This is a genomic window from Plantactinospora sp. BB1, assembly GCF_003030385.1.
Lineage (GTDB): Bacteria > Actinomycetota > Actinomycetes > Mycobacteriales > Micromonosporaceae > Plantactinospora.
Map to the genome: position 1 here is coordinate 3,702,873 of NZ_CP028159.1, position 23,365 is coordinate 3,726,237.

At 70.9% G+C, this 23,365-nt stretch carries 29 protein-coding genes; 13 read left to right on the forward strand and 16 right to left on the reverse strand.

Features of this window, described 5'->3' with window-relative positions; genetic code table 11:
• Window positions 1-107: 107 nt before the first annotated feature.
• Both C6W10_RS16200 and C6W10_RS16205 read right to left on the reverse strand, forming a co-directional pair.
• A complete protein-coding gene (locus tag C6W10_RS16200; protein ID WP_107258792.1) occupies window positions 108-746 on the reverse strand; it encodes a response regulator transcription factor in 639 nt (212 codons plus the stop codon).
• Window positions 731-1,918, reverse strand: a complete 1,188-nt coding sequence (locus C6W10_RS16205) for a sensor histidine kinase (RefSeq protein WP_107258793.1) — start codon at window positions 1,916-1,918, stop codon at window positions 731-733. The genes C6W10_RS16200 and C6W10_RS16205 overlap by 16 nt, the downstream gene beginning before the upstream one ends.
• A gap of 188 nt (window positions 1,919-2,106) precedes the next feature.
• Between C6W10_RS16205 and C6W10_RS16210 the strand changes: the two genes are divergently transcribed.
• The gene (locus tag C6W10_RS16210) at window positions 2,107-3,033 is read left to right on the forward strand and encodes a hypothetical protein (protein ID WP_107258794.1); all 927 of its coding nucleotides are present in this window, start codon (window positions 2,107-2,109) and stop codon (window positions 3,031-3,033) included.
• Between the two features lie 339 nt (window positions 3,034-3,372).
• Here C6W10_RS16210 and C6W10_RS16215 read toward each other — a convergent pair whose 3' ends face one another.
• The gene (locus tag C6W10_RS16215; protein WP_107258795.1) at window positions 3,373-3,900 is read right to left on the reverse strand and encodes a DUF488 family protein; all 528 of its coding nucleotides are present in this window, start codon (window positions 3,898-3,900) and stop codon (window positions 3,373-3,375) included.
• A 34-nt stretch (window positions 3,901-3,934) separates the two neighbouring features.
• Window positions 3,935-4,627 (reverse strand): metalloregulator ArsR/SmtB family transcription factor, encoded by a 693-nt coding sequence (locus C6W10_RS16220; protein ID WP_107258796.1) that lies wholly within the window; start codon window positions 4,625-4,627, stop codon window positions 3,935-3,937.
• A 104-nt stretch (window positions 4,628-4,731) separates the two neighbouring features.
• Here C6W10_RS16220 and C6W10_RS16225 point away from each other — a divergent pair, with 104 nt between their 5' ends.
• Genes C6W10_RS16225 through C6W10_RS16235 form a run of 3 tightly spaced genes read left to right on the forward strand, consistent with a single transcriptional unit; the run spans window position 4,732 to window position 7,130 of the window.
• Window positions 4,732-5,178: a hypothetical protein gene (locus tag C6W10_RS16225; RefSeq protein ID WP_107258797.1), complete on the forward strand. Its 447-nt coding sequence runs from the start codon at window positions 4,732-4,734 to the stop codon at window positions 5,176-5,178.
• A gap of 45 nt (window positions 5,179-5,223) precedes the next feature.
• Complete coding sequence (gene folE, locus C6W10_RS16230) at window positions 5,224-5,862, forward strand: GTP cyclohydrolase I FolE (RefSeq protein ID WP_107258798.1); 639 nt, start codon at window positions 5,224-5,226, stop codon at window positions 5,860-5,862.
• A gap of 35 nt (window positions 5,863-5,897) precedes the next feature.
• On the forward strand, window positions 5,898-7,130 hold the full coding sequence (locus C6W10_RS16235; RefSeq protein WP_107258799.1) for an NAD(P)/FAD-dependent oxidoreductase: 1,233 nt from the start codon (window positions 5,898-5,900) through the stop codon (window positions 7,128-7,130).
• A gap of 152 nt (window positions 7,131-7,282) precedes the next feature.
• Here C6W10_RS16235 and C6W10_RS16240 read toward each other — a convergent pair whose 3' ends face one another.
• The gene (locus C6W10_RS16240; RefSeq protein WP_234361788.1) at window positions 7,283-8,710 is read right to left on the reverse strand and encodes an endo-1,4-beta-xylanase; all 1,428 of its coding nucleotides are present in this window, start codon (window positions 8,708-8,710) and stop codon (window positions 7,283-7,285) included.
• A 756-nt stretch (window positions 8,711-9,466) separates the two neighbouring features.
• On the opposite strand from C6W10_RS16240, the gene C6W10_RS16245 reads away from it, so the two are divergent.
• From C6W10_RS16245 to C6W10_RS16275, 7 genes are all read left to right on the forward strand, one after another.
• Entirely contained in the window at window positions 9,467-9,910 is a 444-nt protein-coding gene (locus C6W10_RS16245) for a YbaB/EbfC family nucleoid-associated protein (RefSeq protein ID WP_107263990.1), read from the forward strand.
• A 3-nt stretch (window positions 9,911-9,913) separates the two neighbouring features.
• Window positions 9,914-10,228: a type VII secretion target gene (locus tag C6W10_RS16250; protein WP_107258801.1), complete on the forward strand. Its 315-nt coding sequence runs from the start codon at window positions 9,914-9,916 to the stop codon at window positions 10,226-10,228.
• A 10-nt stretch (window positions 10,229-10,238) separates the two neighbouring features.
• Window positions 10,239-10,943, forward strand: a complete 705-nt coding sequence (locus tag C6W10_RS16255; protein WP_107258802.1) for a WXG100 family type VII secretion target — start codon at window positions 10,239-10,241, stop codon at window positions 10,941-10,943.
• Window positions 10,944-11,245: 302 nt separating this feature from the next.
• The gene (locus C6W10_RS16260; RefSeq protein WP_159079539.1) at window positions 11,246-11,752 is read left to right on the forward strand and encodes a hypothetical protein; all 507 of its coding nucleotides are present in this window, start codon (window positions 11,246-11,248) and stop codon (window positions 11,750-11,752) included.
• Between the two features lie 49 nt (window positions 11,753-11,801).
• Window positions 11,802-12,560, forward strand: a complete 759-nt coding sequence (locus C6W10_RS16265) for a hypothetical protein (RefSeq protein ID WP_107258804.1) — start codon at window positions 11,802-11,804, stop codon at window positions 12,558-12,560.
• Entirely contained in the window at window positions 12,550-12,870 is a 321-nt protein-coding gene (locus C6W10_RS16270; protein WP_107258805.1) for a hypothetical protein, read from the forward strand. The genes C6W10_RS16265 and C6W10_RS16270 overlap by 11 nt, the downstream gene beginning before the upstream one ends.
• A complete protein-coding gene (locus tag C6W10_RS16275) occupies window positions 12,867-13,211 on the forward strand; it encodes a co-chaperone YbbN (RefSeq protein ID WP_159079537.1) in 345 nt (114 codons plus the stop codon). Before C6W10_RS16270 ends, C6W10_RS16275 begins: the two co-directional genes overlap by 4 nt.
• A 24-nt stretch (window positions 13,212-13,235) precedes the next feature.
• Here the strand turns inward: C6W10_RS16275 and C6W10_RS16280 are convergent, their stop codons facing one another.
• Complete coding sequence (locus C6W10_RS16280) at window positions 13,236-13,817, reverse strand: TetR/AcrR family transcriptional regulator (protein ID WP_107258807.1); 582 nt, start codon at window positions 13,815-13,817, stop codon at window positions 13,236-13,238.
• A gap of 68 nt (window positions 13,818-13,885) precedes the next feature.
• Between C6W10_RS16280 and C6W10_RS16285 the strand changes: the two genes are divergently transcribed.
• Entirely contained in the window at window positions 13,886-14,911 is a 1,026-nt protein-coding gene (locus tag C6W10_RS16285) for a hypothetical protein (RefSeq protein ID WP_107258808.1), read from the forward strand.
• Window positions 14,912-14,969: 58 nt separating this feature from the next.
• On the opposite strand, the gene C6W10_RS16290 is transcribed toward C6W10_RS16285, so the two are convergent.
• The gene (locus tag C6W10_RS16290) at window positions 14,970-16,091 is read right to left on the reverse strand and encodes an amidase (protein WP_107258809.1); all 1,122 of its coding nucleotides are present in this window, start codon (window positions 16,089-16,091) and stop codon (window positions 14,970-14,972) included.
• Window positions 16,092-16,412: 321 nt separating this feature from the next.
• Here C6W10_RS16290 and C6W10_RS16295 point away from each other — a divergent pair, with 321 nt between their 5' ends.
• A complete protein-coding gene (locus C6W10_RS16295; protein WP_107258810.1) occupies window positions 16,413-17,003 on the forward strand; it encodes a DinB family protein in 591 nt (196 codons plus the stop codon).
• Window positions 17,004-17,114: 111 nt separating this feature from the next.
• Here C6W10_RS16295 and C6W10_RS16300 read toward each other — a convergent pair whose 3' ends face one another.
• From C6W10_RS16300 to C6W10_RS16340, 9 genes are all read right to left on the reverse strand, one after another.
• Window positions 17,115-18,302, reverse strand: coding sequence for an acetylhydrolase (locus C6W10_RS16300; protein WP_107258811.1), 1,188 nt, complete (start codon window positions 18,300-18,302; stop codon window positions 17,115-17,117).
• Window positions 18,299-18,664, reverse strand: coding sequence for a transcriptional regulator (locus C6W10_RS16305; protein ID WP_107258812.1), 366 nt, complete (start codon window positions 18,662-18,664; stop codon window positions 18,299-18,301). The genes C6W10_RS16300 and C6W10_RS16305 overlap by 4 nt, the downstream gene beginning before the upstream one ends.
• Window positions 18,661-19,359: a hypothetical protein gene (locus tag C6W10_RS16310; protein WP_107258813.1), complete on the reverse strand. Its 699-nt coding sequence runs from the start codon at window positions 19,357-19,359 to the stop codon at window positions 18,661-18,663. The genes C6W10_RS16305 and C6W10_RS16310 overlap by 4 nt, the downstream gene beginning before the upstream one ends.
• Before the next feature lie 100 nt (window positions 19,360-19,459).
• On the reverse strand, window positions 19,460-20,014 hold the full coding sequence (locus tag C6W10_RS16315; RefSeq protein ID WP_107258814.1) for a TlpA disulfide reductase family protein: 555 nt from the start codon (window positions 20,012-20,014) through the stop codon (window positions 19,460-19,462).
• A gap of 9 nt (window positions 20,015-20,023) precedes the next feature.
• On the reverse strand, window positions 20,024-20,566 hold the full coding sequence (locus C6W10_RS16320; protein WP_107258815.1) for a MauE/DoxX family redox-associated membrane protein: 543 nt from the start codon (window positions 20,564-20,566) through the stop codon (window positions 20,024-20,026).
• Window positions 20,563-21,033 (reverse strand): lasso peptide biosynthesis B2 protein, encoded by a 471-nt coding sequence (locus C6W10_RS16325; RefSeq protein WP_107258816.1) that lies wholly within the window; start codon window positions 21,031-21,033, stop codon window positions 20,563-20,565. The genes C6W10_RS16320 and C6W10_RS16325 overlap by 4 nt, the downstream gene beginning before the upstream one ends.
• Window positions 21,030-21,290, reverse strand: a complete 261-nt coding sequence (locus C6W10_RS16330; protein ID WP_107258817.1) for a lasso peptide biosynthesis PqqD family chaperone — start codon at window positions 21,288-21,290, stop codon at window positions 21,030-21,032. The genes C6W10_RS16325 and C6W10_RS16330 overlap by 4 nt, the downstream gene beginning before the upstream one ends.
• A 10-nt stretch (window positions 21,291-21,300) precedes the next feature.
• Entirely contained in the window at window positions 21,301-23,142 is a 1,842-nt protein-coding gene (locus C6W10_RS16335) for an asparagine synthase-related protein (protein ID WP_107258818.1), read from the reverse strand.
• A 40-nt stretch (window positions 23,143-23,182) separates the two neighbouring features.
• Window positions 23,183-23,317, reverse strand: coding sequence for a keywimysin-related RiPP (locus C6W10_RS16340; protein WP_159079647.1), 135 nt, complete (start codon window positions 23,315-23,317; stop codon window positions 23,183-23,185).
• Window positions 23,318-23,365 lie beyond the last annotated feature (48 nt).

The following is a 23,365-nucleotide window of genomic DNA, read 5'->3' on the forward strand; positions in this document are numbered from 1 at the left end:
GTGCTCCCCAGGACGACGTCGTTGAGTGCTCGGATCGACTCGACTCTCAGGATCGCCGCGCCGCGCGCCGTGCACCACGGCAGACAGTTGGAAACCAGATGTACGGCCTAATGCAGATCACCCCGGATCGGGTCCTCGCCGACGCGCTTGACGTAGTCACCCGGATTGGTGATGGGCCGCCCGTCGTCCCGGTACTTCTGCCGAACCCGCTCCAGGTGTGTCTTCACGGTGCTCTTCTCGATGCCGAGCCGGCGCGCGATCGCGGCGTGCGTCATCCCCTCCGCCACCCCCAGCAGGATCTGCCGCTCCCGGGGCGTCAGCGACGGACCCCGACGGTCGTCGTCGCTGAGCAGGAACGCGTGCTCCGGCGACGTCGGCGTCTCCCCGCGATGCACCGCGCGGATCGCGTCCGCCAGATCGTGCAGATCGCGCTCCTTGGGGATGTAGGCCACCGCGCCGGCCTCGGTCGCCGAGACCACCCAGCGGCGGTCCTTCACCACCGAGATGACGATCACCTGACGGCCGGTGGCGGTCAGTTGCGCGACGTTGTGCGCCGGGTCGGTGAAGTTGCCCAGGTCGAGATCCAGTAGCACGATCGCCGGGGCGTCGGGTCCGGCGAGGTACTCGTCGACGGAACCGGCCATCGCCGTCAGACGGATGTCGGGCGTGCTGCCGAACCAGTTCGCGAACGACTGGAGCAGCATCTTCTCGTCGTCGATCGCGCCGATTGTTATGACGGTTTCCATGTGATCTCCACGGTGGTGCCCTCGCCGGGCGTACTGGTGATGTCGCACTGGCCGCCGGCCTCGACCACCCGGTGCCGGATCGAGCCCAGCAGGCCGTACCCGCTCCGCGCGGTCGCGGGCACGAAGCCCGCGCCCCGGTCGACGACCGTGACGCGCACCCCGCCGGCGCCGTCGCCCCGGGTCGTCAACCACGCCTGTCCGGTGCCGGCGTGCTTGCGCGCGTTGTTGAGCGCCTCCCGGGTCGCGCCCAGCAGCGCCTCGGTGACGTGCCCCGGCACGCCCGCCGGCAGTTCCGCCGCGTTGTGGTCGATCCGCAGCCCGAGAGCCGCCAGGTCGCGCACGACGCGTCCGAGCCCGGCGCCGAGGTCCGTCGACATCGCCTCGTCCGACCCGGTGATCAGGGAGCGCAGGTATCTCGCGTCGCGCTCGCACTGGCTGCGGAACTGCTCGGTGTTGAGGTCGATCTGCCCCATCGCGCCGACGGTCAGCGTGGACAGCACCGTGTCGTGCAGGTTCCGGTACTGCCGGCGCCGCTCCCAGTCCCGGGCCTCGACCGAGGCCATCCGGGCGGCCGCGTCGGCGGCCTGGCGCTGGGCCGCCAGCGCGGACGCGTGGGCCTCGTCCGCGGCGCGCGCCCAGGCACGGACCCAGGTCGCGGCGAATCCGGCGGCGGCGGTGAACAGGACCAGCGAGCCGATGTTGCCGGTCACGGAGGCGAGGAGCGAGGAGTCGGCGGTGAGATCCCGCCAGACGCCGGCGAGGTAGCAGCCGGAGAGCAGCAGAATCGACGGTACGGCCAGCCAGCGCGGGCCGAAGACGACGACGAGCACGCCGGCCGCGTTCGCCGGCGCGACGGTCCAGTTCGCCCACCCGACCGCCTGGCCGGGCGCGGTCAACCGGCCGACGACGACGAGCGACACCCCGATCAGCAGGACGTCGGCGAGGACGGCGACCCATGTGATGCGCCGGCCCCGCAGGGCGCCGCCGTAGAGCACGAGGGACCACACGGCGGCGACGGCGTAGAGGCCGAACACGACGCCCGGTCGCGGATATGCCGATCGGTCGGTCGACACGGCGGCGACCCCGGCTGCGGCGTACTGTGCCAGCCGGACCGCCCCGAACACGCGGACCAGCACGCGCTCGGCCTGTTCTCGCCCGTTGACCGCCAACACGCCACCAACCTTTCAAAACCCGGGGGTACGCGGAAGTCCGCCCTGCGGCGGACTCCGGCGAAGATCCACGATGGTGGTGACGCCGCGTGGAAGCCGCTGCCGGGTGCGGAGCTCTGGGACGGCGTGCTGTGCGTCGTCGACCGGTCGTCCCGCGTGGGGAGGGGTTCGTTTGCCGTACATTGCCGGCCATGACCGGTGAGGTGCGGGCGCTGCTGGAACAGTTGCGGGCGGCCAGCCAGTACGAGCGCACCGACGTACTGTGGAAGTTCGATCACAATGATCCCGCGACCCGGGAGGCGCTGGTCGCGGTGCGCCGGCACGGCCCGGGCAGGCTGCGCGGCGGTGCGCTCCACGCCCTCGCCTGCGTGGCCGGCGAACCCGGCCTCGACCCGGCCGACGTAGCCCTCGTCGAGCGTCTGGTCCGCATCCGGCTGCACCGGGACGACCCGAGCGTGCTCTCCGGTTGCTGGCTGCGGTGGTGGTCCGTGCGCAGCGACGACCAGGCCGCCGTCATGGCGTCGATCGGCCTGCACGACCCTCGCCCGGTCACCCTCGAACTCGCCAACACCGTCCTCGAAACGATCGAGCACTGCCGTGCAGGGCAACCGCTGGTCTACGTCAGCCCGCCGAGCGACGGATGGACGACGATCACCGGGCCCTGGTGCGACGTGTTCTACGAACTGCCGGACCATCCCGGCCGCCCGGCCGAGGCCCGCGCCACCGTCGAGCGGCTGAGCGCCGAATTCGGCGAGGCCCACGCGTTCTACCACGGCGAACGGGACGGCGGGTCAACGTGGCTGGTCGCCCGGGACGGCGCGACCGTCCGCACCTTCGACCTCGGTGACGCCGAGGGTTGCACCGGCGAGCCGCTGGCGTTCGAGCAGGAGTGGATGGACGCCAACGGGCTACCCGGCCGGCCCGAGGACCATTTCGACGACATCGACCTGCCGGAGGTGTTCTACGACTTCTTCCCGGCGCCCGTCATCGCCGCCGAGATCAGCGACACCCCGCGCTGGTCCGTACCGGCCGATCACCGGCCCGGCCTGCCGGTGATCGCCACACTGCCCGGGTTCAGCGGCGCCGCACCGTTCCCGCCGGCCACGTACACGATCTGACCGCTCGACACGGAGGACGGTAGGCAGTGCCGTCCCCGGCCCATGGGGACGGTGGGGCGACGATGACGAGCCCGGGACTCTGAACCACATCACCGACGACGTCCGGCTCGCGGCGGCGCGGGCAGTGCGGCACGGCAGGAGCGTCGTGCGGGTGGGAGCGGCTTCGACCCGCCGCCGCCCGTCGCGGGTCTGCACAGTCCTGGTCAGCTCCTCGTGCGGTGGCGGAAGGATCGGCCGTGCTGCCGGCGCGCCGGTCTCCTCGCGGAGAAGATCACCACGATCTCGTCGCCGGGGATGAAGATGCCGACGACACCCGCGCAGTCAATCGAGGCGGACCGGTCAGGCGAGGTCGTAGACCAGCGATCCCGTGGTTGACAGTCTCGCGCCCGGTGCGACGGCGTGTTCGGTGAGCCGGCCGTTGTGGGCGAGGTGGCGTACTGGAATCTCACAGACCTTGGCGGCGAAGTCGGCGATGAGACGGCGGTGGCAGCGCCACCACACGCTCTCGCTGCACATCACCGCCAACCTGGAGACCTCAAGTTGGGTGGTGAGGGTCGTCATGGCGTCCTGGAACTCCGGGGTGCGCATGTGGGCCGCGTAGGCGCGGAACGCGTCCACCTGCCACCAGACGTCCGGTGATTCGGGCGGCAGCCGGCGGCGTCCGCCGAGGCGTTCTTCCCACCGGTAGCGGATGCCGGCCGCGGGGAGCCAGTCGGTGAGGGCTTCCCGGCTGAAGTGAGGGTGGCGTCGACTTCCCGGGAAGCGGCGGACGTCTACCAGCTCTACGATTCCGGCGGTCTTCAGGAGGGCGGCGAACTCCTGTTGACTGAGGGTCCCGTGCCCAACGGTGATGAGTGGGTGGGTCACGGCACGGCTCGTCCGTGCTCGCGGTGGGCCGCGTTCATCGGGTGGTGACGGTGACGCAGCATCGGCCGGGTCCGGGGTCGAGACGGGCACGGAGTTCGGTCCTGCCGAGGCCGTCGAGCAGCGCGTCGATCAGCCCGAGATTCATCCCGCACACCAGTTCGGTGTAGGTCTGCGCGAGGTTGTGGAAGGGGCAGTTCGCCATGGTGATGGTGCCGTCAGCGGTCCTGGGTTCGTAGCCGTTGGACGCGAGCAGCTCACCGACCCTCTCGATCGGGCCGCCCAGCCCCAGGTCTTCCCCGGTCGCGGCACCACCGGTGAGACTGCGGCCGGTGGCCGCCGCGGCGGCGCGCAGCGCTTCCATGATCGGGATGTCGTCCCGGGCGGCGATCGTGATGGCTTCGGCCATGACGTGGCCGGCAAGTTCGTAGCGGCGGTCGGGCAGGTTCACCGAGATGTCGCGAGCCGCCCGCCGGTAGAGCTTGGCAGGGCGACCCGCGCCGGGACCGCCCCGTCCGGGTGGGCGGGCATATTCGGCGTCGAGCAGACCGTCGGCCACCAGCTTGTCCAGGTGGAACTTGGCGGTGTGGTGTGCTACCCCGGCACCGGCTGCCGCCTGCTCGCGCCCGACCGGGGTGTCTTGCGCGACGACGTACTGGTAGAGCTCGCGCCGGACCGGTTCGCCGAGCGCGGCGATCCGCTCGACCTGCGTATCGAACTCCTCGGGCATCCGGGCTCCTCCTACTCTCCGGTCGAGTGTAACGGACATGATCGTTGACGAAACAGACTCTCGCACTCTAACGTCGGCAATAGTATCCGTTAGAGGGAGTCGCCATGACCAATATCGCCGCCGCCCGATCCGCCAGCACCGGCACGTCCGCCGAGCGGCTCAGGACCGACCCGACGTACCAGGCGTTCTGGCTGCTGAGGATCGCCTTCACCGTCGCGCCCGTCACGTTCGGCCTGGACAAGTTCTCGGGCCTCCTCACCGACTGGGACCGCTACCTCGCCCCGGCGGTCGACCGGCTCGTACCCGGCACGGCCCACCAGGCCATGCTGGCCGTCGGCGTCATCGAAATCGTCGCCGGCATCACCGTCGCCGTCCTGCCCCGATTCGGCGGATACCTGGTCGCCGCCTGGCTCGGCGGCATCATCGTCAACCTGCTGCTGCTCGGCGACTTCTTCGACGTCGCCCTCCGGGACGTCGGCCTCATGCTCGCAGCGCTGACCCTGGCCCGCCTCGCCGTTGCCGTGAACGCGCCGAACCGGTCGGGCCGCTGAGCCGAGCCGAACGGAGCGGGTGAGGCGACAGGGACGGAGACGACCATGACCAGCACTGCCTGGACCGAGTGCCCGCCGGTGGACCCGGCACCACGGCCACCGTATCTGCGGCTGGCCAGGGCCGCGCCGCCGGTGGAGTTGGCGGCCGCCGAGGACGCGGTTCGCGCGTTGTTGACCGCGCTCGGCCAGGACGCCGATTCGGAACACCTGCGTGACACTCCCCGGCGGGTGGCCGCGGCCTACGCCGAACTACTCACCCCCGAGGCGTTCACGCTGACCACGTTTCCCAACGACGGCGGGTACGACGAGCTGATCCTCGTCCGCGACGTGCCGTTCCGATCGCTGTGCGAGCACCACCTGCTGCCGTTCCACGGCGTCGCACACGTGGCCTACCTGCCCGAGGAGCGGATCGTCGGGCTGTCCAAGCTCGCCCGGGTCGTCGAGCACTTCGCCCGGGGGCTGCAGGTGCAGGAACGGCTCACCCGGCAGGTCGCGGACTACCTCCAGCAGAACCTGCGCCCGAAGGGCGTCGCCGTGGTCCTGGAAGCCGAACACCTCTGCATGTCACTTCGCGGCGTCCGCGCCTACGGCGCCCGCACCCTCACCTCCGCCCTCCTCGGCCTGCACCGCGACGACCCGGCCACCCGGCAGGAGTTCTTCGCCCTCACCGGCGTCCGTCGCTGACAGCGTCGGCCCAGACCAGAAACGGAGCAGGACCCATGCCCACCGAGCAGACCTTCGTGATCGTCGGCGCCAGCCTCGCCGGCGCCAAGGCCGCCGAAGCGCTACGCGCCCGGGGCTTCGACGGACGCCTCGTCCTGATCGGCGAAGAACCGGAGCGTCCCTACGAGCGTCCGCCGCTGTCCAAGGCCCACCTGAGCGGCGCCGCGAAGGACGTGCACGTCCACGACGAGACGTTCTACGCCGAACACTCGATCGAGCTGCGCACGTCCACCACCGTCACCGCGCTGAACCCGGCCGAGCACACCGTCACGCTCGCCGGCACCGAGAAGATCCGCTATGACAAGGCGCTGCTCACGACCGGTGCCACACCGCGTGAGATGACGGCGCCCGGCGGGGACCTGGACGGCGTCCACTACCTGCGGACGCTGGCCGACGCCGACCGCCTCCTCGCCGCGGCAACCCACGCCAGTGCGGTCGCCGTGATCGGTGCCGGCTGGATCGGCACCGAGGTCGCCGCGTCGCTACGGCAGCGGGGACTGCCGGTCGCGCTGATCGACCCTGGGACCGTCCCGCTGGAACGGGTCCTGGGTGGAGACGTCGGTGCGGTCTTCCGCGACCTCCACGCCGCCCACGGAGTCGCCCTGCACCTCGGGGAAGGCGTCCGGTCGCTGCACGGAGACGGGCGGGTGGAGGAGGTCCGCACCACCGGCGGCACCGCCATCCCGGCCGACCTCGTCGTCGTCGGCATCGGCGCGGTACCGCGTACGGGGCTCGCCGCTGCGGCAGGCATCGCCGTCGACGACGGCATCGTGGTCGACGAGTACCTGTGCAGCAGCCACCCGGACATCTACGCCGCCGGTGACGTGGCACGGGCCTGGCATCCCGGCTACCGGGAGCACATCCGCGTGGAGCACTGGTCGAACGCCATCAACCAGGGCAGGGCCGCCGCCGTCAACATGCTGGGTGAAGCCACTGCCTACACCGACACCCCCTACTTCTTCTCCGACCAGTACGACCTCGGCATGGAGTACGCCGGCTACAGCCCGCACTTCGACCAGGTCGTCTTCCGTGGTGACCCGCGCAGCGGCGAGTTCATCGCCTTCTGGCTCACCGGCGGCGGGGTGGCCGCCGGCATGAACGTCAACACCTGGGACGTCAACGAGCACCTCCAGCAGCTCGCCCGACGACACGCCAGGGTCGATCCCGCCCGGCTCGCCGATCCGGGGGTGCCCCTCGAAGCACTGGCCGGTGCAGCCGCGAACCCGTGAGAGGCGAGACGACGGAGATCTGGATCAACGTCGAGCTTCGGGCGATCGCGGGACGGGTGGGCCGCGGGTGGACGTACCGAGGCGCCGCCTCGGTACGTCCACCCTGCACGAGTACGCGATCAGATCTTGATGTTGCGGGGGGCAGGCGGTGCTCAGGAGGCGGTGCAGACCGGGGTGAGGCCGGTGGCCGTGCCGGAGCCCTGGAAGCCGAACTCGGTGTACTGGCCGGCGTTCACCGACCCGTTGTAGCTGACGTTGCTGAACTGGACGGTGCCACTGGTGCCGGTACGGTTGGCGTTCCAGCTGTTGGTCACGGTGGCCCCGGACGGCAGGGTGATCCCGACGGTCCACCCGTTGATCGGTGCGGTGCCGGCGGTGACCCTCACGGTGGCGACGAAGCCGCCGGTCCAGGAGTTCAGTGAGACCGTGGCCGAGCAGCCGGTGGTCGGGTTCGGCGGCGTGGTCGGCGGGACGGACGGCGTCACCGACGGCGACGCTGACGGGGTCGGCGGGGTGCCCGGCGAGGTCGGGTCGGTCGAGACGTCACGGCCCTTGTTCAGCTCGTCGAGGACAGCGTGGTAGGCGGCCTTCTTCTGGTAGTTTCCGCTGCCGCCGGTGAAGAGCAGGCCCCGCTCCGAGGATCGCCACGACTCGCTGTCGGCGATGCCCCAGACGGTGATGCCGGTGCACTTCGCGACGTTCAGGCACGCCCGGACGACCTTGCGGTAGTTCTCCGCCTGGCCCGCGCCGATGTCGTTGTTGCTCAGGTCGTCGTCGATGTCCAGCTCGGTGAGGTGCACCTCCACGCCGAGGTCGGCGAAGCGCTGGATGTTGGCCTGTAGGTCGTCGGTGATGATGCTGTTCGGGTTGTCGTTGAAGTGGGCCTGGAACCCGACGCAGTCGATGTACTGCCGGTAGTTGCGGACGATCTCGTACAGTGCGTTGGCCTTGCGGTTCTGGACACCGCCCCGGACCGTCAGGCCCTCGACGTCGTAGTCGTTGATGCAGAGCTTGGTGGTCAGCCCACCAGCCTGCACGACCTGCTTCGCCCGGATGAACGAGTCCCGGATGACGTCTGTGTCGCCGGTGTCGAAGAGGTCGCCGTCGCCGTTCGCGTCCCGGTTCAGGGTGTGCGGCCACTGGCTGCGGCGGTTGCCGGTGTTGTTGTCGTCCAGCGCCTCGTTGACGACGTCCCAGTACGCGATCCTGTTGCCCCAGCGGTTCAGGGCGTTGCCGATGAAGGTGTTGAGCGTCGCCTGGTTGGCGCCTTGCAGCGCGCCGGCCTGTGAGTGCCAGACCAGCGTGTGGCCGCGGACCAGCATGTTGTTGGTCTGGGCGTAGTTGACCAGGGTGTCCGCGTTTCCGGTGTTCTGGAGTCCACCGCTCGACGTGGCGATCGTGGACGGCTTCATGTCGTTCTCGGGAGTCAGCTGGTTGAACTCCTGACCGACGATCGAGCTGAGCCGGCCCGGTGAGGCGGCGACGCCGAAGAAGAGCCCGGCCTTGGCGGCCGCGGCCCGCAGGGTGGTCTCGGCCGCAGCGGCCGGGCCGATGGACTGGACCGTCACAGCGCTGCCCACTAGCAACAACATCGCCGTCGGCAAGGCCATTCTAGTAACTTTCCTACGCTGTCTCAGGGTGCTGTTCACCGGACCTCCTCGACGCTGACGACCACTGATCGACGCGCATGCATGTCTTCCAAAGGGCCAGTATCGATATCGACCGTCCGCACTGTCAACGACTTCCGGAAATATTCCGGAAACAATCGAGGGGCCGGGACGTCGGCGAATGCGTGTTCGGCCAGGTAGCAGAGGCATGTGACCGGGCGGTCGGGCCTGGCTGCGGGGACGACGCTCGGTCGTGTCCATCGTCGACGCGACAGGTACCGAAACATCCGACATAGATTCTCTGCGGAATGCCTCTGCGTTTGGCCGGAATGGTAAGGCTGCCTCGACGGGCGCTGTGGTCGGCGTACTCCGTCACCCCCGACCGCTCTTGTCGCGCTGGTCTTGGAACCTGGTCGCACGGCGATGGCGCCGTCGCGTAGCCGAAACCGAGTTCTCGGACGGTACGGGTCGCCGGTCCACTGCGCTGCGTCGCCCGTCGGGGAGGGTTCGTGGCGGAGTCGGACGGTGCCGAGGAGACCGGCCGCGACCGGCGGAGGTGCCCGCCGGCCGGGGCACCGTGGCTCCCGTGCCGGGGCCCGCACCGCGACCGGCTGGTGTCGCTGACACCACTTCGGACGGCCGTGGCGGTGCGGTACGGCCATGTGATCAACTGTGCATGTCGTTGTTAGACTTCGGCAGGTCGTCGAGCGGCGAGCGGGGGTGGCGGCCATGGCGGGGATCCCGGACAGCGAGGCGTTTCTGGATCCGGACAGCGCGCGTGACTATTTGCGGTCGTGGAAGCAGCGCGTCGAGGCGATGGCGGCGAAGACGCAGGCCATGAGCGACCAGATCGGACAGCTGCGGGCCAGTGCGCGGGACGGCAACGGGCTGGCCGAGGTGACGGTCGACTCCACGGGCGTACTGGTCGACCTGAAGCTCACGGAGCGGATCCACCGGTTCGATCCGGAGGTGGTCGCGCGGGCGGTGATGTCCGCACTGCGTCAGGCGCGGGTGCAGGCGGCCGATCGCTCGCGGGAGATCGCGATCGAGACGATGGGGCCTGACTCGGTGGCGGCGCGCACGATCGGTGATCGGATGCAGCAGCTGCTCGAGCGGCCGGATTCCACCGACGGCGTCCCCGGGCCGCCCGCCCCGGGACTGGGCAGGGGATAGGCGATGGCTGACGCGTTCAACGTCGACCCCGCGCAGTTGCACCGGCATGCGGCCAAGGTGCTGGCGGTGCGGGACCAGCTGCAAGCGATCAAGGGCGCCAGCCGCGCGATCTCGCAGAACGACGAGGCCTACGGGTTGTTGTGCGGGTGGATCGCCGGGATTCTCGAGGCCCGGCACCAACGGCAGGACGCGCTCTACGCGTACGTGGAGGAGAACCTGTCGCTGGCGTCGGAGGCGTTGACCACCGCCGCCCGGGCGTACGAGTCCGCTGACCGTTCGTCCTCGGACCGGGTGCGCCGGTCCGGCGGAATGGGGTGAGGTCGCCGTCATGGTCGCCGACAACGCGTTGGTAGCCACACCGACCTCGTCGCGTACGGCGTGGACGGGGTCGTCGCTGGCCGAGGGGTTCCAGGGCCTCCACCAGTCGGTGAACAGCGGCTCCTGGGTCGACGGGCTGCTGGCCGGCGGGGCATTCGCGATGGAGGCCGCGGCCACGGTGATCGATCCGTTCAGCGCCCTGCTGGCCAACGGGCTCGGCTGGGCGATGGAGCATTTCGAGCCGCTGCGTGAGGTGCTCGACAAGCTGACCGGTATCCCGGATCTGGTCGTCGCGCACGCCGAGACGTGGAAGAACATGGCCGGTGCGCTGCAGACCATGGCCGAGGACCTCTATTCCAGCCTCGCGTCGGATCTGCCTGACTGGGGCGGCAGCGCGGCCGAGGCGTACCAGAGCAAGATGGCCAACAACGTCGACGGAATCGGCGGTCTCTCCGTGCTGGCGGCGACGATGGCCTCGGCGACCCAGGCGGCGGGCAACCTGGTGCAGTTCACCCGGGACATCGTCCGGGATCTGATCTGCGATCTGGTCGCCCGGGTGATCGTCTGGGCGGCGGAGGCGTTGCTGATCGTCACGATTCCGGTGGTCGCCGCGCAGATCGTGTCGGCGGTGTTGAAGTGGGCCGGCCGGATCGCCAGCTACACCAGCGCGCTGATCACCAGCCTCACCAACCTGAAGACGCTGATGGGCAGCTGAGCATGAGCGTGACCGGAGTTTCCGTACGACTGGGGGCGTCGTCATGACCGAGCCGGCCATTCGCCTCGCGGCCGAGGGTTGGTAGGGCGCCGATGGCCAGAGGCAGCGGGGGATCCCATACCGGCACCGACACTCCTTCTACGACCCGTACCGGCGACGACGGTGACGTCGCGCCGTCGCCGAGGAGGAGTTCCGGCGGGAACGCCAGCAGTGTCGACGGGGGCCACACGGCCGTACAGGCGGCGTTCGAGGCCGGTCGGGTGGGCAACGCGAGCGCGGCCGGTTCCACCACCCGGGCGCCGGTGAACAGCACCATCACCGGCGAGCCGCTACCGGAGGGCTACAAGTACGACGACAACGGGCGGCTGCACGGGCCGGACGGCGGGTACGCCAAGGACCCGACCGCCCCGCCTGGCGCGCACAACCGCGACACCGAGTACCCCGGCGGCTACCGCGAGTCCACGCACGACGAGATGGCCCGCAGATACACGGTGGAGGGTGCGGTCGCCGGAGAGTGGCCGCGCTCGCCCGGCGGTCAGCGGGTGCCCAAGGAAGACCTGACCTGGCTCGACGACAACGGTGAGGTTATCGACGTTCCAGAGGGCGACGCGATCACCTACGAACACAACAAACCAGTGGTGCAGGACTGGAATGAGAATGGCCGGTTCAATACCAGGCAGTATCGAAATGACTGGTACAATAACGTCGATAATCTCCAGCCCATGCTGCGGTCGGAGAATTCCAGAGGCGGCGCGACATTGGGGTTGAGATACGAGCAGGAAACGGGCGACGGATATACTGCCTCCTGATGTCCGACCCCCGAGGACGCGTAGCTGCCGGTAACCGAACTGGAGTGTCGTGACCGATATCGCCAACATCGTCCAGGGCTTCAGCGGCGTGCGCCCCCTGCCGGGGGTGCAGGACGCGTGGACCTGGTCGCTGGGCACCATGTTCACCTACGGACTGGCCCTCACCCCCGACGGCGCGCACGCGGTGCAGATGAACGTGCGCGGCGAGGGGGACGAGGAACTCATGGCCAGCGTCCTGTCCTTCGCCCGGGAGCGCAGCACCGAGGTGCTGGCCGCCGTGCCGTTCGCGGTTCTCGAGGGTTACACGCCACCGGAGGGCTCCAATTACGAGTTCGACACGGTCGGCGCTGTGATCCCCGCCGTCTATCGGCTGCACAAAAAGATTCCCGAACTCGCCGAGGTCACCTATCAGGTGTTTCCGGCATGGCGCTGCGAGTTCTCCGGTCGAGAGTCGCACATCGAGGCGGCCGACCGGTTCAACAAGTTCCTGGAATCCGCCGACATCCACCGCCTGCCGAAACCATTCCTCAAGATGCGTTTCGACAACCCGAAGACCGGCGGCGGCAGCATCGGCAGCGAACTCGGCCTCGCCAGGACCGACCTGCTGTACAGCGAGTTGCGCAAGCTCGATCAGGCCGAGGGCGCGTGGATCGACTTCCAGAACTTCCAGAACAAGCTGCGCCGGGCGTACTGGGAGGACGGCCTACGGCTGGCCTCCGAGGGCGGCGAGGGTCGGGAGATCGAGCTGACCGACCTGCTGCTGTACGCGCACAGGTTCCTCACCGAGGGCGTCGACGATGAATCTTGACATCGAGGACCGGGATCCGATCGACGACGCGACGGAGGCCGACATCCGGGCCGGGATCGACCGCCTGGACAGTCGTGGCCCGCGGTTCGCCGTCCTCCGGATCCGGCCGCACTACTACATCCAGACCTACGCGCTGGACGACGGCCGGCTGGACGTGGACTACCGCGAGGGTGGCCCCGACCGGGCCTACGCCGCGCCGTTTCCGCAGACCAAGGACGCGGTCACCGACGCATTCCTCAGTTACCTCTACGACGACAACCGATGGCGGACCGCCTTCGAATGGAAGCGTCAGCCGGAAGAGGACCTATGAGCTACGTCGTTCCGGTCACCGACGCGACCTACCGGGCCCGGGTCGTGGAGAGCCCGACACCGGTCCTGCTGGTGTTCCTGCCCTCCGGCGGCGAGGTTCGGCGGGCGTTCGCCCCGGTGCTCGCCGAGGTCGCGCAGCGTCTGGGTGACGGGCTGCTGGTCGCCACGGTCGACGTGGCCACCAACCCGGTCACCACCCGGGCCTGGGGCGTGACCCAGACCCCGACCTCGGTGCTCTTCGACCAGGGCGTCATGCAGCGCGTGCTTCTCGGGGTACGCCCCGCCGACCGGCTTGTCGAGGAGATCGAGCAGGCCGTCGGACCGAGCATCGCTACGCCGTAGAGCCCAGGGCAACGCCCGCCGTGTTCAGGCGTGGCCGCGCACGAGTGGCAGGAAGACCTCGTCCACGATCTCGACGAGTACCTCGTCGGGCACGGAGGGGACGCCGCGCGTCGCGTACTCGGCGCGCAGCAGCATCATCGGTGTCGTCGCCACCCGGTGGCGTGCGGCGGCAGCGGGTGCCTCGCCCCGGGCTACGGCGCGCTCCAGCATCGCCAGCCAGGCCCGGTCCATGGTGTCCGCGCCGGACCGCTGCCGCATGAGGGTCAGCAGTTCGGGGTCGTCGGCCGCGGCGGCGAGCAGTCCGCGCAGGATCGCCCCGTGCGGCGACGACCACGTCTCGTTCGCCCGCTGCAGCATCTCCAGCGCGTCGCCCCGCAGGGTGCCCGTGTCGGGGTTCGGCATCACGGCGTCGGAGAGGTGGCGGTACGCCGCGATGCCCAGCGCCGCCCGGTGCGGCCACCGGCGGTAGATGGCGTTCTTGTTGGTCCCCGCTCGGGCGGCGACCCGGTCCATGGTCATCCCGGCGTAGCCCGACTCGCGCAGCTCCTCCGCGGCCGCGTGCAGAATCGCCCGCTCCAACTCCTCGCCCCGGCGCCTCGTGCCCATGGCTTGCAGGGTACTGCACGTACCCTATAGGGTACGCGGCGTACCTTACGAGTGAGGAGAGTCGTCCGATGCGCGTCTTCGGCATGAACTACGACACCGGTTTCGTGAGCGCCGGCTCCACGACGCACGAGCCGTTCGACCCCGAGACCGTGCGGCGCGACCTGCGCGTCATCCGCGACGAGTTGCACTGCGACGCGGTCCGCGTCACCGGCGGGGTGCAGGACCGGCTCGAACTGACCGCGCGACTCGCCGCCGAGGCCGGGCTCGAAGTCTGGTACTGCCCGTTCACCAACGGCCTCGACCGCGACGCGCTGATGGCGTTCGTCCTCGACGGCGCGGAGCGGGCCGAACGGCTGCGGCAGAGCGGGGCGTCGGTCGTCTACCTCACCGGCTCGGAGATCGCCATGTTCACCGACGGCTTCCTGCCCGGCCGTGACCTGGCCGAGCGCATGGCGCTCTTCACCGACCCGATGCGGCTGCGGGAGGCGGTCCCGGCCGCCCGCGCCGCCGTGCACGACTTCCTCGCCGAGGCGGTGCCCGCGGTGCGGAAGCGCTTCGGCGGGCCCGTCGGCTACGCCTCGATTCCGATGGAGGCCGTGGACTGGTCACCGTTCGACATCATCGTCAGCGACGCCGGGTACCGTGACGCGACCAACGCCGCGGCGTTCCCGCAAACCCTGTCGGCCGCGGTGGGACAGGGCAAGCCCTACGCCGTGACGGAGTTCGGCTGCTGCACGTTCCGCGGCGCGGCCGACGTCGCGGGCCGGACCGAACCGGTGACGTACGACGAGCACGGCCGCGCCGCGAGCCTCACCGCGGAGCTGGAGCGCGACGAGGAGGGGCAGGCCCGCTACGTCGTGGACCTGCTGCGCGACTACGAGGCGGGCGGAGTCGAGGCAGCCTTCGTGTACACCTTCGCGAACCGGCACCTGCCGACCACCGGCGACCCGGAGCGCGACTTCGACCTGGCCGCGCGCGGGATCGTGCGGGTACTGCCGGACGGCTCGTGGACGCCGAAGGCCGCCTTCCATGCCCTTGCCGCGTACGGCCGCTCGCGGGCCCTGCGCTCGGGCGCGTCGACAGCCGGTCGATGACCCGACCCGGCCGCGCCGGTCGGATGATCCGAGCCGGCACTGCTCGTCGAGCTCCGTCCTACCGGGCCGGCTGAAGTGCGCGTTCGATCGCCAGCCCGGTGGCGCAGAGTAGATTCTCGCCGCCCACGGGGCCGACAAGTTGCATGCTGACGGGCACGGGAAGGCCGGGTGACGGTACCGGCATCGCAAGCGCGGGAACGGCGGCCAGATTGAGCGGCGCGGTCAGCTGCGTGAGTGGGAAGCCCGCGAAATCCGATAGCAACGGCGGCGGAGCGACCAGGGTCGGCAACGCCAGCACGCCTACCTCGTCGAGCGCGGCCGCGACCTCCGACCGCCACCTCGCGCGGGCAGACATCGCCCGGCGTAACCGGTCCGCACCGACGGCGCGGCCCGCGTGCAGGCCGTCGTTGACGAAGGTACCGACGCCCTCGGCGTCCAGCAGCGTACGGTGTGCCCGCCACAGTTCAGCCAGGATGATCGTGCCGAAGGCGCCGTAGGTCGCCTGCCATCCGGGCAGTCGCACCTCGCGGACGGCGATCCCGGCCGCGCCCAGTGCGGCGTCGACGGCGTCTTCGACCGCGGGGTCGACGCCATCCATCCGCAGTCGACCGACGAGGCGGGCCGGGCGCGGAGCGACCGTGAAGCCCGGTTCCAGCAGGCGCATTCCGGTGACGACGCCGGCGACGTCACGGGCCAGCGGGCCGACAGTGTCCAGACTGGGCGACAGCGGCCAGACTCCTGCGGTCGACACTCGGCCCCAGGTCGTCTTCAGTCCCACGATCCCGCAACACGCGGCCGGGATCCGCACCGACCCACCCGTGTCGGTGCCCAGCCCGACATCCGCCTCGCCGCTGGCGACCGCTACCGCGCTGCCACTGGACGAGCCGCCGGGGATGCGATCGGGCGCCAGCGGATTGACCGGAGTACCGAACACCGCGTTGTCGCCGACCGGGCTGACGCAGAGTTCGGTCAGCGTGGTCTTCCCGACGATGAGTGCGCCCGCCGCCCGCACACCGGCCAGGCACCCCGCGTCCGTCCGGGCAGGGCTCGCCCGGGCACGCACCGCCGCGCACCCGGCCGTCGTGACCACACCGGCGATGTCGATCGCGTCCTTGACGGCGACCCGGAGACGCCCGTCCGAGTCGGCCGGTGACCCGAAGCGCGTGATCCAGGTCGTCATCCCGGTCAAGATACGACGCGTCGGCGGGTGACAGCACCCGATCAAGCGCCCTGGGAGCGTCTTCTGGTTCGAGCTTCAGCAGATCCGTCGAGACGGCGACGGGACCTGGCTGCGGGGCGCGGCCGGTGCACCCTGGGGTGCCCCGCACGACAGCGGCGTCCCTCCGGTATCCGTCCGGGGCACTCCGGCGGCGGGACGAGCCCTGGCAGGAACGCGGATGGCAGATGCTCTCTCGACAGATGCCGGCTCCTCCGGCGGACCCCTGATCCTGCGAGCGACTCCTCGTACGGTGGCTCGGGCTGATAGGGAAGACTGGCAGCCATGGCTGATCTGAGCGATCCGAAGGCTGCGCTGCACCACTACCTCCGGGCGATTCGCGAGAACCTGATCTGGAAGCTCGACGGGTTGAGCGAACGCGAGGCCAGACTGCCCCGCACCGCGACCGGCAACAACCTGCTGGGAGTTCTGAAGCACTGCCTCAATGTCGAGGCCGGCTACTTCGGGTCCACCTTCGGACGGGAGTTCCCGACGCCTGAGGAACTGGTCCCGTTGCAGGCGTTCGAGGAGGACCCGCAGGCGGACTGGTACGCCCGGGAGGACGAGACGAAGGACGGGCTGATCGACCTGTACCGCCGGGTCGGGGAGTTCGCGGATCAGACGATCGAACAGCTACCGCTCGACGCGCCTGGGCGGGTGCCGTGGTGGCGGCCGGGGCAGGATGTCGTGACGTTGCAGAGGATCATCGTCCACGTGATCTGCGACCTCGCCCGGCACGCCGGTCACGCGGACATCATGCGCGAGCAGCACGACATGGCGATCGGCTTGCGGCGGGAGAGCAGCAACCTCCCCGACGACTACGACTGGCCGGCGTACGTCAGCAAGCTGACGAAGCTCGCCGACCGGTTCGGTTAGCGGAGGCGCCCGGGCTCACCATCCTGCTGTGGCGGTACTCGGCCGAGGAATGGGTGCCGAGGAAGCGTAGGAGGACCCGGGCACGAATCTGGATCCTTCCGGCTGCGGCGGTCAGGGGATGAACCGCACCTCCGGGAAGGCCGCACTCGGGCCTTCGAGCAGGCGCTGCCGGCGGTGGCGCAGGTGCAGGTCGAAGAAGGCGAGCGGGTACGCCTGCTGGATCCGTACCGCCCGGGCCGGGTCGAGGGTGCCGACCCAGCTCGCGAGTTCCTCGTCGCTCATCCCGATGAGCCTGGCCAGTTGCGGGATCAGCCACTGGTGGTCGCAGTACGACCCGTGGGCCGCGCCTTCGGCGTGCACGTTGAGCCGCCACCCGCGCAGGTAGTACGCCCAGATGTCCTCGACGCTCGGTTCGGCGGCCCGGCTGAACTCGGCGGTCATCAGCATGAACGGCCGGTCGATCTCGGTGATCGGTGGGTTCGACTGCATCGGGCCGTCGAAGCTGAGCCCGGCCCGGACGCGCCGGTCGGTGTTCATGACGAGCGCGGTCGCGGTCGCGCCCTTCGACCAGCCGAACATGCCGATGCGACGCGGGTCGAGCGCGGCGCCCAGGCCGGCCGGCAGCCGACGGTGCCCGGCGTCGGGGTTACGGCCGGCGGCGAGGTCCTCGATGCGATCCAGTACGAACCGGAGATCGCGGGTGGAGTCCCACGGTGTGAACGACAGGTCGAGCGGGACGGTGAGCCGGCCGTCGGGAAACTCGCTGAAACCGTCGTACGTGTGATCCACCGTGACCACCACGTAGCCGTGGCTGGCGAGTTCCTGGACCACGACGGTGGTCTCGGCACGGTGACCGTCGTTGCCGTGCGAGAAGACGATCACGGGCAGCCGTCCGGGTGTGCGCAGCACCGGCGCTCCCAGTTGGCCGGCCGTGCGCGGCGCCGCGACATCGGCGTCGAACCCGGCGGACGCCAGCAGGTCGCGCATTGGCGCGGCGGTCATCCACGGCGCCACCGGATGCCGCCGGGCGTCCCGGGCGGCGGGATACCAGACGCCGGCCATCAGCTCGCGGTGGTGTCCCGGGCCGGCGACCGGATCCGGGCGGGACCTGTCGACGAGGTGCAGCGACACGGTGCCGATCCGGTGCGGCCCGGTGGGTCGCGGCAGCATGAGCCGGGCCGGGCCGGGCGCGGCCTGCGCCGGGGTCGCCGACCGGTGGCCGGCGGCACCGAGCGGCACGGCGACTCCGGTGGCGAGCGCGGCGGTGAGCAGACGTCGGCGGGTCAGTGCGTTGGTCATCGGTCCTCCGTGGTGTCGGTGGTCTCGATCCGGGTGATGAGCAGCTTCAGCCGAGCGATCTCCTCGGCGAGCGCGGTGCTGCCGGCGGCGGTGAGGGTGATCCAGGTACGGCCGCGCCGGCCGGCGTAGCCCTTCTCGACCTCGACCAGGCCGGCCGCCTCCAGCACGCCGAGGTGCTTGGAGAGGTTGCCGGCGGTCAGCTCCAACTGGGTACGCAGGTAGCCGAACTCGACCCGGCGGGCCTCGTGCGCGATGGTGAGGATGCCGAGCCGGACCCGCTGGTGCACCACGTCGTCCAGTCCGGTGACCGGGTGTGGGGATTCGGTCTCGTCCGGTGCCGGGGTGTCGACGGGGCCGGTCACCGGGGTCGCCGCAGCCGTTGCGCCAGCGCGAAACCGGCGCTGCCCAGCAACAGCAGGCCGCCGTTGATGACCAGCTGCGGGGCCATTCCCCACCGGTCACCCCAGCCGACTCCCCAGCCGAAGTTGATCGGTACCAGCACCACCGTCAGGTATCCGAGGGCGAAGAGCAGCAGCGCGACGCGCCGTTCCAGCCAGGCCAGCACCAGCAGGGCCAACCCGATCGCTCCGGTCGGGTCGAAGAGCCGGAAGAGGAACTGGACGAGGGCGGGCGGGGTGTCGGGAAAGTACGGGTTGTCGAGGAGTCGCCACGCCACCGTGACGGCTGCGGAGAGCACGACGAGCGCGACGCCGGTGAGCACGTACGGCCGTACCCGGGTGCCGAGTCCCCGGGCCCGGGCGACCCGCAGGTATCCACCGGCGATCACCACGTACGCCAGCACCAGCGCCGTCCACCAGTAGAGCTGGGCGCTCCGGTACCAGACCTTGCAGACCTGGCCGCGGTCCACCGGCTGGCAGTCGCTGAGGACCGGGTCGCCGAACCGGTACACCAGGATCGCCCCGAAGGTGACCAGGGCCAGCACCAGCAGCGGCAACCAGGTCACCCGCTGGGCGAGACGAACTCGGCGCGCGAGGTCGCGCGCGTCAGCCAGCAGCCGACGGGGATCGCCGGCGGCGGGAACCGAATCAGTGGTCATGCCAATAGGTTTCCATTGCAAACCTATTGGCGCAAGTGTCAATCACATGACAACAGGTCATCGCGATCGAGTCCTGCCCCCGCCGCGCCCCTGCTGGCGGTCACCGCGCCTGCGGGGCGACCGGTTCCGCGCTCAGCCCCGGCACCGAATCGGCGTGGATGCCGGTCCAGCTCAGGCACCCGGACTCCGCCAGTACGAAGATCGCCGGGAAGCCCTCGATGCCGAACGCCCGCCGCATCGTGCCGTCCGCGTCGACGACGATCCGGGCCACCGGCTCCAGCCGGGCGAGGAACCGGGCCGACGCGTCCGGCCCGGTCACCACGGCGAGCACCCGTGCCGGACCACCCGGCCAGCCCGCCGCCACTGCCCGGAACCGTGCGCGTTCACGACGGCAGGACGCACAGGTCGGACTGAAGAACCCGACCAGGGTGGCCGCCGGTACGTCCGGGGTGACCGGACGGCCCTGGGTGTCGTGGACGAGGAAATCCCGCACGGCGTCACCGCGCGACAGCGCCCGCGCCGGAACCCCCTGCCGCTCCACCTCGGAGAGCAGTTCGGACTGGTAGCGCAGGCGTCGCACCACCGCGACCAGCAGGGCGGTGTTGAACGCGCACACGGCGCTGCTGAGCACGACGACGGCGACGAGCACGGACATGGCGCGGCCTCACAGACGAGCGGTGAAGAGGGAGGTGATCTCGTGCAGCCGGGTGATGACGGCGGCCAGTGCCACGGCGCCGACCAGGCACATCAGCGTGGCGTCCCAACGCATCGACACCGCTCCGGCGGCGATCCGGGTGCTCAGCAGGCCGCCGGAGACCACGCCCAGCAGCAGGAGGTTGCGGGCGAGGGCGGTGCGGCGGGTGGCCGAGACCGACGAGCCGAAGCACTCGCACTCCAGGGCCTGCCCGGACCTCGGGGACCGGGCCAGCGCCCAGGTGAAGCCGCAGAGCAGTACGCCGGCCAGGCCGAGCCCGACCGACGAGAGCGGGCCGGCGGCGGCGGTCAGCGCCGCGGTCACCTCACCGGCGACGACGAGCCGCGCGAGCGCCGAGGCCGGCTCCTCCGGCAGGCCCGTCAAGAGCCGGGCGGAACGGCGGAACCGGGCGTACGCGGCCCGGCTGCGGAGCTTGCCGAGCGCGGCGAACGCGAAGACCACGACGACGGTGCCACGGCAGACCAGGGAGAGGTACGGGAGCACCCCGCTCATCCGAACTCCCGTAGACCCTCGACGACGCGCTCCTCGACGACGCGCTCGTCGGCGGCGACGGTCAGCAGGGGGATGTGGAAGTCCTCCGGGTACGGCTCGTCCACCGCGACGCCGTCCACCGAGACCCAGGCATGCGCCCCGAACGGCGGATAGCGGCGTACGCCCGCGTGCCACACCGGCCAGCTGCCGGTGAGCCGACAGAGCAGCACCGTGGCGATCGAACGCGGCAGGCATCCCAGTGGACCACTACAGAAGGCACTGGTCATGACGGTGTCCCGGCGTGCGGCGGCCGCCTCCGCACGGCTCGCCGGACGCGCGCCACGACTCAGCCGGTGCAGTACCCGACGGATGCGGTCGGGCCTCTGCACGGCCAGCAGCCTGGCCACGGCGACGACCGCGCGCACCACGAGCCGCCGCCGCACACCGAGGCGCCCGGGGTCGTGCCGGAGAACCTGTTCCGAGGTCACCGCGCGACCACCAGTCCGGCCGCCTCCAGGTCGGCGATCAGCCCGGACACGTCCGCGGCCATCACCGTGGGGTCGCCGTCGAACTGCTCGGTGAGTCGGGCCGCCGCGTGTCCGGGATCCCCGTCGGCCAGCAGCGAGGCGAGCACCGCCGCCGCGCTCGGGTTGAGCGTCCAGTACTGGCCGGATGTGGCGTCGAGGAGCACGCCGCCGTACTCGGTCGGTGTCCAGGACACCCGGTCGCGCAGCTTCCAGGTCATGGTCTTTCCCTCATCGGATAGCGGGTGCGGGTACGGGTACGGCTTCCACGGTGCGCAGCCAGGTCTCGCAGGCCAGGGTCTGGTCGAGGTCGTACCAGGTGCGGTCGTCCGGGCTGCGTACGGCGGCGCGCAGCGCGGCGGCGTCCACGAGGCCGTGCCCGGCCAGCCGCGAATCGTCGGCGAGTGCGAGCAGGTCGTCGCGGTGCCGGTCGGCGCCCCGGGCAGCCGCGATCGAGGTGTCGGCCTTGGTGTCCCGGGCGAGCAGCGCCGGTGGCAGTACCCCCTGCATGGCGGCGCGGATCAGCGGCTTGTAGTCCCGGGGTGCGGTGACGTGCGCGGGGTGTACCGCCAGGCACGCCTCGACGACCTGGTCGTCGAGGTACGGCAGGGCCGCCCTCACCCCGACCCGCCGGGTCGACTGGGCGAGGTGCCGGGCGTTCGCCGCACCCGCGTACACCCCGGTGAGCCGGCCGTGCAGCCCCCGGTCGTCGGCGAGCGGCGCCGCCTCGGCCGCCCGCTCGCGCAGTGCCTCGCCCAGGGCCGCCCGAGCCTCCGGGGTGAGCCACGGCGCGGTCGCGACCGGTGCGCCCCAGTCGAGGAGTGGACGGGGACGGCTGACCTGGGCAGCGTCGAGGTCCCTGCCGAGCGACGCCATCCAGCGGCCGTACGGGCGTCTGTCCAGGACCGCCCGCAGCGTGTCCCGGCGTCGCCACCGGTAGGCCGCGCCCAGCAGCCGCAGTTGACGAAGAGCCTGCCAGGGATGCGTCCTCAGCAGGGTCAGTTGCAGCACCGGGTCGGCGCTGAGCAGTTCGTCACCACCGAACCCGGTGAGGCGGGCACGAGCACCGTGCGCCAGAGCCCGGCGGGACACGGCGAGGAAGCTCGCCCGGTACAGCACGGCGGCGGTCGGCTCGTCGAAGCGGTCCTCCGCCCGGAGGATCCCCTCGTACGGCAGGGGGTTCGCCTCGCCCGCCACCACCTCGTGGGTCACCGAGCCGAGTTCGGCGGCGGCCCGGCGGGCCCACGGCAGGTCGTCGTCGAGCGGGTCCGGGCTCACGCAGGTCAGCCCGACCACCCGGCTGCCGCCCCGGGCGGCCAGTGCGCAGAGCGACGTCGAATCCATCCCGCTCAGGTCGCTGGCGATCACCTCGTGGCCGCCCGTGCGCACGGCCACGGCGTCGGCGAGCGCCCGGCGCAGCCGGTCGGCGGCGGTGGCCAGGTCGAGCACGGGTTCGGGAGCGCGCCACCGGGTCACGGTGCGCGGCGCCGTGGCACGGTCCAGCAGCAGGCGCCGGTCCGGGGGTACGGCCTGCACGCCGCGCCAGACCGGCTGCCAGAAGATCGGCCAGGGGGCGTACGGGGCGAGCATCCGCAGGGCGAGTGCCTCCTCGTCGACCCGCGCACCGGTGAGCCCGGCCAGTACGTCGGCCCGGTCACCGGCGGCGCTCCGCTCGCCCGCCGCGACGAAGTAGACCCGGCGGTATCCCGACAGGCTGCCCTGCACCGCCGTCCCCGCCGGGGTGGTGGCGAGCGTGTGGAAGCTGCCGGGCAGGCCCTGTAGGGCGGCACACATCTGCGCGGCGTCGCGGGTGCCCGCAGCACGCCGTTCGAGGTCACCGGCCGAGAGACGGTGTTCGCCCAGCGCGACGAGGCGGCGGTCGCCGAACTCGGCCACCGCCACCTCGTCGTCGGTCCACCGACCGAGCAGCCATGGACGCCCGGAGGCATGGGTGAGGGTCCGCAGCTCCGGGACCCGGTGCCGGAGCGGCTCGACGAGCGCGCGACCGGCGTCGGTGTCCGGGACGACCACGAACCACGAGAGCCCGGATGCCAGGTCCGGAACGGCCACCATGGGTACTACCCCTCTGCGTCGGTACGGTGGGTCCGGGCCGTCAGCTGCAGACCGAACGCGGCTTCTGGGTGACGAACGACTCCCGGCAGCTGGTGAACAGGCTGCCGGCCGTCTTGCGGGCGAACGTGCCCTGCTTCGACAGGGTGGGCCGCTCGTATGCGGTCTTCTTCACCATCGATGTACCTCCTCGGTGTGGTCGGGCTCCGGCGTCCTGAGCCCGTGG

Excerpts from the sequence above, each read along its gene's own strand:
- C6W10_RS16200 (WP_107258792.1), bottom strand. The coding sequence starts at position 746 with ATGGAAACCGTCATAACAATCGGCGCGATCGACGACGAGAAGATGCTG.
- C6W10_RS16210 (WP_107258794.1), top strand. The coding sequence starts at position 2,107 with ATGACCGGTGAGGTGCGGGCGCTGCTGGAACAGTTGCGGGCGGCCAGC.
- C6W10_RS16220 (WP_107258796.1), bottom strand. The coding sequence starts at position 4,627 with ATGCCCGAGGAGTTCGATACGCAGGTCGAGCGGATCGCCGCGCTCGGC.
- C6W10_RS16225 (WP_107258797.1), top strand. The coding sequence starts at position 4,732 with ATGACCAATATCGCCGCCGCCCGATCCGCCAGCACCGGCACGTCCGCC.
- folE (WP_107258798.1), top strand. The coding sequence starts at position 5,224 with ATGACCAGCACTGCCTGGACCGAGTGCCCGCCGGTGGACCCGGCACCA.
- C6W10_RS16235 (WP_107258799.1), top strand. The coding sequence starts at position 5,898 with ATGCCCACCGAGCAGACCTTCGTGATCGTCGGCGCCAGCCTCGCCGGC.
- C6W10_RS16245 (WP_107263990.1), top strand. The coding sequence starts at position 9,467 with ATGGCGGGGATCCCGGACAGCGAGGCGTTTCTGGATCCGGACAGCGCG.
- C6W10_RS16250 (WP_107258801.1), top strand. The coding sequence starts at position 9,914 with ATGGCTGACGCGTTCAACGTCGACCCCGCGCAGTTGCACCGGCATGCG.
- C6W10_RS16255 (WP_107258802.1), top strand. The coding sequence starts at position 10,239 with ATGGTCGCCGACAACGCGTTGGTAGCCACACCGACCTCGTCGCGTACG.
- C6W10_RS16270 (WP_107258805.1), top strand. The coding sequence starts at position 12,550 with ATGAATCTTGACATCGAGGACCGGGATCCGATCGACGACGCGACGGAG.
- C6W10_RS16275 (WP_159079537.1), top strand. The coding sequence starts at position 12,867 with ATGAGCTACGTCGTTCCGGTCACCGACGCGACCTACCGGGCCCGGGTC.
- C6W10_RS16280 (WP_107258807.1), bottom strand. The coding sequence starts at position 13,817 with ATGGGCACGAGGCGCCGGGGCGAGGAGTTGGAGCGGGCGATTCTGCAC.
- C6W10_RS16285 (WP_107258808.1), top strand. The coding sequence starts at position 13,886 with ATGCGCGTCTTCGGCATGAACTACGACACCGGTTTCGTGAGCGCCGGC.
- C6W10_RS16290 (WP_107258809.1), bottom strand. The coding sequence starts at position 16,091 with ATGACGACCTGGATCACGCGCTTCGGGTCACCGGCCGACTCGGACGGG.
- C6W10_RS16295 (WP_107258810.1), top strand. The coding sequence starts at position 16,413 with ATGGCTGATCTGAGCGATCCGAAGGCTGCGCTGCACCACTACCTCCGG.
- C6W10_RS16300 (WP_107258811.1), bottom strand. The coding sequence starts at position 18,302 with ATGACCAACGCACTGACCCGCCGACGTCTGCTCACCGCCGCGCTCGCC.
- C6W10_RS16310 (WP_107258813.1), bottom strand. The coding sequence starts at position 19,359 with ATGACCACTGATTCGGTTCCCGCCGCCGGCGATCCCCGTCGGCTGCTG.
- C6W10_RS16315 (WP_107258814.1), bottom strand. The coding sequence starts at position 20,014 with ATGTCCGTGCTCGTCGCCGTCGTCGTGCTCAGCAGCGCCGTGTGCGCG.
- C6W10_RS16320 (WP_107258815.1), bottom strand. The coding sequence starts at position 20,566 with ATGAGCGGGGTGCTCCCGTACCTCTCCCTGGTCTGCCGTGGCACCGTC.
- C6W10_RS16330 (WP_107258817.1), bottom strand. The coding sequence starts at position 21,290 with ATGACCTGGAAGCTGCGCGACCGGGTGTCCTGGACACCGACCGAGTAC.
- C6W10_RS16335 (WP_107258818.1), bottom strand. The coding sequence starts at position 23,142 with ATGGTGGCCGTTCCGGACCTGGCATCCGGGCTCTCGTGGTTCGTGGTC.
- C6W10_RS16340 (WP_159079647.1), bottom strand. The coding sequence starts at position 23,317 with ATGGTGAAGAAGACCGCATACGAGCGGCCCACCCTGTCGAAGCAGGGC.